Source organism: Thalassospira sp. UBA848, from assembly GCF_002295455.1.
In the GTDB taxonomy this organism is placed as follows: domain Bacteria; phylum Pseudomonadota; class Alphaproteobacteria; order Rhodospirillales; family Thalassospiraceae; genus Thalassospira.
In genome coordinates this window covers 1-7,810 of record NZ_DBGS01000037.1, presented here as the reverse complement: position 1 = coordinate 7,810, position 7,810 = coordinate 1, and the positions used below count along the sequence as shown (strand labels likewise).

Here is a 7,810-nt window from a genome sequence, read left to right as displayed (position 1 = left end):
GACTGTTCGGTCGTATTGTAGTCGCCACCATCAGAAAAACTGTCAGGCGTGACATTGATAATGCCCATCACATGGCAGGATGCCATATCAAGTCCGGCATAATCCGGGCGCTTGGCCATCAGCCGATCAAGTACAGCATTGATTTCATCCACACGGCCGCTGTTCTGAACCCAGCCTTCAAGGGCAAGCAATGGCAGGATCATGCTTTCAGCACCGCCGCCTTCGCGACGACGGATGATTTCAAGCGCGGAAAAGCCCCGGCGTGATCCGGCGAGTGGCAAGGTATTGGGATCATCAGCATGGTCGATGAAACCGGTCGGTGCGTAGTAAAGCGGTCCTTCAAAATCGGCAAAGCCCCGCACATCGGCGGGGCTTCGCAGGACCGATCGTTTGATCTCGTCCATCAGTCTCTTTCTGTTAGCTTCCCGGTTGCGGTTCCGGGGAAAGGTCCCCGCCGCCGTCACCAGGGTTGTCTTTGCGTGCACCACCGGAGCTGGGCACCGTCGAACGGCGTCCGCCACCGGCATCCTTGCCGCCACCGGAAGAATGGCCCGGACGGTTGATTTCCTCGCCGCGCAGCAACGCGTCGATTTCACTACCCGACAGGGTTTCATATTCCAGAAGACCTTTGGCAAGTTTGTGCAGGTCATCAAGATGTTCGGTCAGAACGCGCTTGGCGAATTCATAAGCCTCGTCAGAGTAACGACGGACTTCCTCGTCAATGAGTTGCGCGGTTTTTTCCGAAACGTTTTTGTGCTGGGCAACGCTGTGACCAAGGAAGACTTCTTCCTGGTTATCAACATATTTGACGTTACCCAATTTGTCGGAGAAGCCCCACTCGGTCACCATCTTGCGCGCATATTGCGTCACCATGTTGATGTCCGAAGATGCCCCCGTGGTGACCTTGTCCTTGCCAAAGATGATTTCCTCGGCAACGCGGCCACCCATGGCAACCGCAAGGTCGGAGATCAGCTGTTCATAGGACTTGGACACCTGATCACGTTCCGGCAGACGCATCACCATACCCAGAGCGCGACCGCGCGGGATGATGGTGGCCTTGTGGATCGGATCGGATGCAGGCGTATGAAGTGCAACCAGTGCGTGGCCACCTTCGTGATAGGCGGTCAGCTTCTTCTCGTCATCGGTCATGATCATGGAGCGACGTTCAGCCCCCATCATGACTTTATCCTTGGCGTTTTCGAAATCGGCCATGGTGACAACGCGCTTGCCAAGACGGGCTGCAAGCAAAGCTGCCTCGTTGACAAGGTTTGCAAGATCAGCACCCGAGAAGCCCGGGGTACCACGTGCAACGGTGCGCAGTTCAACATCCGGGCCCAGCGGAACTTTACGCGCATGGACACCCAGAATGCGTTCACGGCCTTCCAGATCCGGGTTCGGCACGACGACCTGACGGTCAAAACGACCGGGACGCAGCAATGCCGGGTCCAGAACGTCCGGACGGTTGGTTGCAGCCACCAGGATCACGCCTTCGTTGGCTTCGAAACCATCCATCTCGACAAGGAGCTGGTTGAGCGTTTGTTCGCGTTCATCGTTACCGCCGCCAAGACCGGCACCACGATGGCGGCCCACAGCGTCGATTTCATCGATGAAGATGATGCAAGGTGCGTTCTTTTTGCCCTGTTCGAACATGTCACGCACACGCGATGCACCGACACCAACGAACATTTCAACGAAGTCAGAACCCGAAATGGTGAAGAACGGAACGTTTGCTTCGCCAGCAATCGCACGCGCCAGAAGCGTTTTACCAGTCCCCGGAGGACCGACAAGCAGCATGCCTTTGGGGATTTTACCGCCAAGGCGCTGGAACTTCTGCGGATCGCGCAGGAAGTCGACGACTTCTTCAAGCTCGCCTTTGGCTTCTTCAATACCGGCAACGTCTTCAAAGGTCACGCGGCCGGACTTCTCGGTCAGCATCTTGGCCTTGGACTTGCCAAAGCCCATGGCCTTGCCGCCACCGCCCTGCATTTGACGCATGAAGAAGATCCAGACACCGATGATCAGAAGCATCGGGAACCAGCTGATCAAAGCGCTCATCAACGGAGACAGGCTTTGTTCAGGCTGTGCGATGATGCGCACGCCCTTGTCATTCAGCTTTTCAACGAGGTTCGGATAATCCGGGGTGTAAACATTAACAGAGCGACCGTCGCGCGTTTCTGCAGTCAGGTTGTTGCCCTGGATGGTGACTTCGGAAATCTGGCCTGAATCCACTTCGGCCAGGAAGTCCGAAAATGCCAGCGACGACTGACTGGACCGTCCGGAGGGCGACTGAAACAGGTTAAACAGCGCCACCAAAAGGATGGCGATAATAACCCACAGTGCGAGATTTTTTCCCATATTCATTCCAAGCTACTGGTCGCAATTTGTGTGTGCCGTGACGCAAAACTTCCTGCGCAGGGTCTGACAAACAAATAGTCATAAGCCCCGCTTACGCAAGTAGGTTGTCGGGTTTCGGTGACGATTTGAAACCACTTTCCCACAAAGGTACTTGCGGCGCAAACTGCCAACTGCCACCTGATGCGATCTGGCCCCTGCCCAGAGGCCGTTCGCAACCGGCGGCGGATAGTACGTCGGAAAGCTCCGAAACCTCAAGCCCGCCAACGGATAACAAGCCTTCTTTATCGTAGAGTGCAGGCATGGATGCAAGGGCTGCGCGCGGTAAATTACCAATAAATGGTGCAATTTCACGCAATGCACTGCGAAAAGACTTCGTGTGAAACACATCACAAAGACCAAGCGGCCCGATCCAAAGCCCGGTTTGCGCCGACAAAGCCGCTGCATCGGCCTGCCATTCAAAGCGATTATCAAAGCGCACACGCACAGATTTGGGGCACGATTCTGTATCCAGCGCCATTGCGTCCTGTGCCATGCGTCCAAATTCGCGATAGACGCAAATCATGCCTTTGCGGCCATGCAACACACAACCGCCCAAACTGATGCGCGCAGTATTGTCCTTGGCAAGGCGGTCCATCGCCCCGTGCAGCTTGTCGCGCGCTGGCATGTAAGCTGCCCCGCCAATTGTTCGCACCACCTGCCCCAGCGCGTGAATTGCCGTATCGGCAACGCCACTGGCAGCAAGGAGTACCTTCGGGTCAATGATTGCCACACCATTGGAATGCAGGGTGACGGCAGCGGCCAACATACGACCAATCTGCTGTTCTTCGGCAAGACGGATGGCGGTACGTTGCCCTGTTTCGAAATCAGAGGCTGGCCTGGTTCCAAGCACCTTGCGCACACGCACGCGCTCATAGGTGTTATCGATATTGGACGGGTCTTCTATCCATGGCTGTCCCCGTTTGATCAGGGTTGCGATCAGATCCGTTTTGGGAATGCCAAGCAGTGGCCGCAGAAGACGCCCATTGCGCAAATAGCGACGGGTGGACATCCCGGCCTGACCAAGTGGCGTTGCCCCGCGTTCCTGACGCATGGCAATGGTTTCGCGTTGATCATTGGCGTGATGGGCAATCAGCAGATGGAAAATGCCGGTGTCGCGCATCAGGTCGTCAAAAATCCGGTAGCGGGCCTGTCGGGCCTTTTCCTGTACCGCCCCGGTCGGTTTTGGGCCCTGCCAGACCCTGGTGATGTGTTCAATGCCGTATCGGGCAAGTTCGTTTGCGACCCAGCGCGCCTCGTCCGCGGCCGCCTTGCGCAGACCGTGATCAACGGTAACAGCAACCACACGCCCACCTCGCGCCTGACACCAGTCATGGGCCAAAAGGGCAAGCGCCATGCTGTCTGCCCCGCCGGAAACCCCGACAAGGAGTTGCGGATTGGCTTCAAACGGCGCAAAGGACACCATCAACTCATTAAAGACAACGGCGTCCAGTGGAGTTCCACTGGACGCCGTATTCCGATCATATGATGACGTAACGTTGCCGATCATTGGACTGAATTACTGCGGACAACCGCGGTTGTTGCTTTCCTGACGGGCACGATCCAGAACAACATTCGATGCGTTCGGGAAATTGTCGATCAGGTGACTGAAGGCCGTGCAGGCATCTTCGTTCTTGCCAAGATTTGCCAGCGACATGCCGAGCTTCAGAAGATTGTCCGGTGCCTTGGTGCTGTCGGGATAGGTCTGGAACCCTTCGGTAAAGGCGATGGCGGCATTTTCATACTGACCACGCACATAATAGGTTTCACCCAGCCAATATTGCGCGTTGCCAGCCAACGGATCGTTGGGATGGTTTTCCACGAAGTTGCCAAGTGCCTGTTCGGCGGCCTGGAAATCCTGTTTACGCAAAAGACCAAAGGCCTCGCGGTATTGTTCTTCGGGGGTGCTGGCGGTTGCCGCCGCACTTTGGGTCGGTGCCGCGCTATTGGAGGCTGCCGTCCCGCTTGGAATTTGCGGCGGCTGACCTTCGTTTTCGATCACGCCAAACAGTTTGGTGCCACGATCATTTAGCGTTTCACCACTACCTGCCCCGCCCTGACCGGAAGTCGGGGCTGCATTGGTGCCTTGTGCAGCAGTGCCCGTTGCCTGTGGGGCCGCTGTACCTTCGGCGTTCGTGCCATTTGTCGAAACCACACCGCCTTCAAGCTGGCTGAGGCGGAAATCAATATCGGCAACCAGACGTTCCAGACGGTCTTCCATCTTGCGAATGCGGAAGTCGAACTGTTCGAGCTGTCCGGTCAGTTGGCTGGTGGTGCGTTCCAGATCACTGATCTGGACTTGCTGGCGTGCAGCCGCCGGTGTTGAGGCCCCGCCACCAGATGACGACGCAGCGGCCTGTGCGGCATCACCGGTGCCTTCACGATAGACATAGCGCTGCAACAGATCGAGGTCCTTGCGCAGTTGCTCGACCTGGCGCGACATATTGGCGTCTTGTGCATGAACCGGCTGAGACCCGAGTGATGTCATGCCAAATACAGCGCCAATGGCCAGGGCCATGATGACGTTGCGGCTTTGGGGCCGGCTTCTTGGCGAAATGGCGGATCGAACACGGATCATTTGCGGGTCCTTTGTCGTCAATTCAGTCTTTGAAAGTCCACTATGAAAACTCATGTCGTGACTTTCAAACATTTTCAGGCGGCAAAAATAAGGCGCCTGCCCCGAGCGGGACAGGCGCCTTGATCGTCAAGTCAGGCTTTCACCTGCACGCGCTTAACGGATAACCGAAACAGCGCGGCGGTTTTTCGCCCAGCTTTCTTCGTCATGGCCAAGAGCAACCGGGCGCTCTTTGCCGTAAGAAATCGTTTCGATGCGCGACGGGTCAATGCCCAGTGCGATCAGGTAATCTTTGACCGAGTTTGCGCGGCGTTCGCCGAGTGCAAGGTTGTATTCACGGGTGCCGCGCTCGTCGGCATGACCTTCAACAACAACTTTGTACTGCGGATATTTCTTCAGCCAAGCAGCCTGCAGTTCCAGGGTGCGACGTGCTTCACCGGCAAGATCGTATTTGTCGAAGCCAAAGAAGACGCGGTCACCAACATTGACAGCGAACCACTCTGGGCTGTCTTCAGACAGAGAGGTCGTGGTCGACGCGCTAGAAGAAGTGCTTGCACCGTCGCCACCAGTGGTCGCCGTGCTATCAGGTGCAGTTTCACATGCAGCCAGAAGTGCGGCAGCAGCAAAAACGCTGAGAATACGAAGTTTCATTTAAGTTTTCCCCTTAACACCGGACGCATTCGCCCGAGGTTGGTGTTTTCCATGTCTCGCGACACCGAAAATGCCCGCGATTAAAGCGAATCGCATTCAGTGCTTCGCGATGACTATACTCTTGAGATATCAGGGAATCAAGGGTGACCATGCTGGATCCGACCCATCCGCCGGTGTAACGATCTCTCGTTCGTTATAACCGGTAAGATCAATCGAATACAAGCGATAGCGATCCTTGGTCCCGTCCCTGGACGGGTGCTGGCGGTAGTACATCAAAACTCGACCGTTCGGCGCCCATGTTGGTCCCTCTACGAGGTACCCTTCGGCCAGCAGCCTTTCTCCACTGCCGTCTGGCCGCATGACGCCGATATAATAACGACCTCCTTCAGATTTGGTGAATGCAATCAGGTCACCGCGCGGCGACCAGACCGGTGTGGCATAACGCCCGCCACCGAAACTGATCCGTTGTGCGCCGCTACCATCCGCATTCATCACATAAAGTTGTTGTGCCCCACTGCGGTCGGAGTTGAACGCAATGCGCGAACCGTCAGGCGAATAGGAAGGCGACGTATCCACGGCCGGATGACGCGTCAGCTGACGCTTTTCACGCGTGCGCAGGTCCAGTCCATAAATCTCACTGTTCCCGTCAAGCGCTTGTGACATCACAACCGAGTTCCCGTCTGGCGCGAATCGGGGCGCAAACGTCATCCCCGGAAAATCACCCAGCAGTTCCAGTTCGCCACTATCAATATCCAAAACATAGACGCGCGGCTTGTCGTTGAAATACGACATGTAAACCACTTCCTGTGCTGTCGGCGAGAAGCGCGGGTTCAGCACAAGGAACCGGCCATCGGACAGGAAGCGGTGATTGGCACCATCCTGGTCCATGATGGCCAGACGTTTGGTCCGGTTATCTGCCGGACCACTTTCAGAAACATACACAACGCGCGTATCGAAATAGCCGGTTTCACCGGTGATACGCTTATAAATCTCATCGGCGATCTTGTGCGCGATACGACGCCAGTTGTTGGGCTGCGTACGATAGGCCACACCCGACATCTGGGTTTCGGCCAAGACATCCCAAAGACGGAACTCAACCCGCAGGAGACCGTTTGGTTCGGTCACGACACGGCCATTGACCAACGCCTGGGCATTGATCGCGCGCCATTCTGCAAAGTTCGGGTTTACCGCCAATGACGCGGCACTTTGAATGAATGCCTTTTCATCGATTGGTGAAAACAGCCCCGAACGTTCAAGATCGGCGGCGATAACCTGTGTCAGGTTCTGACCGATCTCGGTTTCGGCAACGCCTTCGCCCGGAAAGCGGGTGACGGCAATTGGCATCGGTTTCAGTTCACCCCGGGTAATATCAATCCGGAGTTCCGCCTGTGCTGGCGACATGAACCCGACATTCAGGCCAGCGACAACGGCAAGGGCGCACAGTGCCGCGACACTGCGTGTTACCCAAAATCGTTTTATTGCGTTGGTCTTGATCGTCATCCTGCCTCACTCTTTTCCATGCGTATCAGGAGTTTATCCTTAAAGGCCCAGCATTTCACGCATGTCAAAATTGAACGTGAATGTGCGCCACATTTCGTATTTATCCAGCGGCAGTTTTAGAGGACTGCATTGCGGATTTAGCACTGCTCGAAGCGCGCTTTCCGCAATCGTACGGCGGGAAGTATCGCCCTGGATGTCGCTGCGGTTGCTAATCCGCGCCTGACGGACGGTTCCGTCCGGGTTTGCGCTGACATGAATTTCCACTGCAAAGTTGCCTGCTTCCTTGGCACCTGCCGGCGGGCTCCAGCATTTTTCAATCTGACGTTTCACGGCATCAAGCTCGCTCATGGTCAGATTGGCATCAAGCCGCGTTGCCACAACCTCGCTGGCATTTTCCTGCGGCGCCTCGTCAGGCTGCGGTTCAGATGTCGCCTCCGATGTTTCCTTAAGCTTGCTGACATCCTTAAGAACGCTCATCAGGTCGCGTTTCTTCGGCTCTTCCTTTTTCGGCTCCGGTTTTTTGACCGGTTCCGGCTTGGGCGGTGTCGGCTTGCTTGTCGGTTTTACGGCGGCAAGTTCTGTTGGCTGCGGTTCTGGCTCCGGCTCTTTTTTGACCTCAGGCGTTGGAACCGGTTCGGGTTTCGGCGCAGGTTCGGGCTTCGGCTCGGGAACGGGTTCCGGTTTTGGCTCAGG

6 protein-coding genes and 1 pseudogene are annotated in these 7,810 nt (G+C 56.2%); all 7 read right to left on the bottom strand.

The window, feature by feature from the left end:
* Positions 1 to 404: pseudogene (locus tag B2R48_RS04570) on the bottom strand (dihydropteroate synthase); the annotation flags it as partial.
* 13 nt (positions 405 to 417) lie between these two features.
* On the bottom strand, positions 418 to 2,361 hold the full coding sequence (ftsH, locus tag B2R48_RS04565; RefSeq protein ID WP_296998337.1) for an ATP-dependent zinc metalloprotease FtsH: 1,944 nt from the start codon (positions 2,359 to 2,361) through the stop codon (positions 418 to 420).
* A gap of 85 nt (positions 2,362 to 2,446) precedes the next feature.
* Complete coding sequence (tilS, locus tag B2R48_RS04560; RefSeq protein ID WP_296998335.1) at positions 2,447 to 3,901, bottom strand: tRNA lysidine(34) synthetase TilS; 1,455 nt, start codon at positions 3,899 to 3,901, stop codon at positions 2,447 to 2,449.
* A 9-nt stretch (positions 3,902 to 3,910) separates the two neighbouring features.
* Positions 3,911 to 4,969 carry a tol-pal system protein YbgF gene (gene ybgF, locus B2R48_RS04555; protein WP_296998334.1) on the bottom strand — a complete coding sequence of 353 codons (1,059 nt, stop codon included), beginning with the start codon at positions 4,967 to 4,969 and terminating at the stop codon, positions 3,911 to 3,913.
* A gap of 153 nt (positions 4,970 to 5,122) precedes the next feature.
* Positions 5,123 to 5,617, bottom strand: coding sequence for a peptidoglycan-associated lipoprotein Pal (pal, locus tag B2R48_RS04550; protein ID WP_062957719.1), 495 nt, complete (start codon positions 5,615 to 5,617; stop codon positions 5,123 to 5,125).
* A gap of 129 nt (positions 5,618 to 5,746) precedes the next feature.
* On the bottom strand, positions 5,747 to 7,117 hold the full coding sequence (tolB, locus tag B2R48_RS04545) for a Tol-Pal system beta propeller repeat protein TolB (protein WP_062957718.1): 1,371 nt from the start codon (positions 7,115 to 7,117) through the stop codon (positions 5,747 to 5,749).
* Between the two features lie 39 nt (positions 7,118 to 7,156).
* Positions 7,157 to 7,810 (bottom strand): energy transducer TonB (locus B2R48_RS04540; protein ID WP_296998330.1); only part of this gene is annotated, 654 nt, incomplete at its 5' end.

Bases quoted from the DNA above. Each gene is read 5' to 3' on its own strand.
- ftsH (WP_296998337.1), bottom strand. From the start codon at position 2,361: ATGAATATGGGAAAAAATCTCGCACTGTGGGTTATTATCGCCATCCTT.
- tilS (WP_296998335.1), bottom strand. From the start codon at position 3,901: ATGATCGGCAACGTTACGTCATCATATGATCGGAATACGGCGTCCAGT.
- ybgF (WP_296998334.1), bottom strand. From the start codon at position 4,969: ATGATCCGTGTTCGATCCGCCATTTCGCCAAGAAGCCGGCCCCAAAGC.
- pal (WP_062957719.1), bottom strand. From the start codon at position 5,617: ATGAAACTTCGTATTCTCAGCGTTTTTGCTGCTGCCGCACTTCTGGCT.
- tolB (WP_062957718.1), bottom strand. From the start codon at position 7,117: ATGACGATCAAGACCAACGCAATAAAACGATTTTGGGTAACACGCAGT.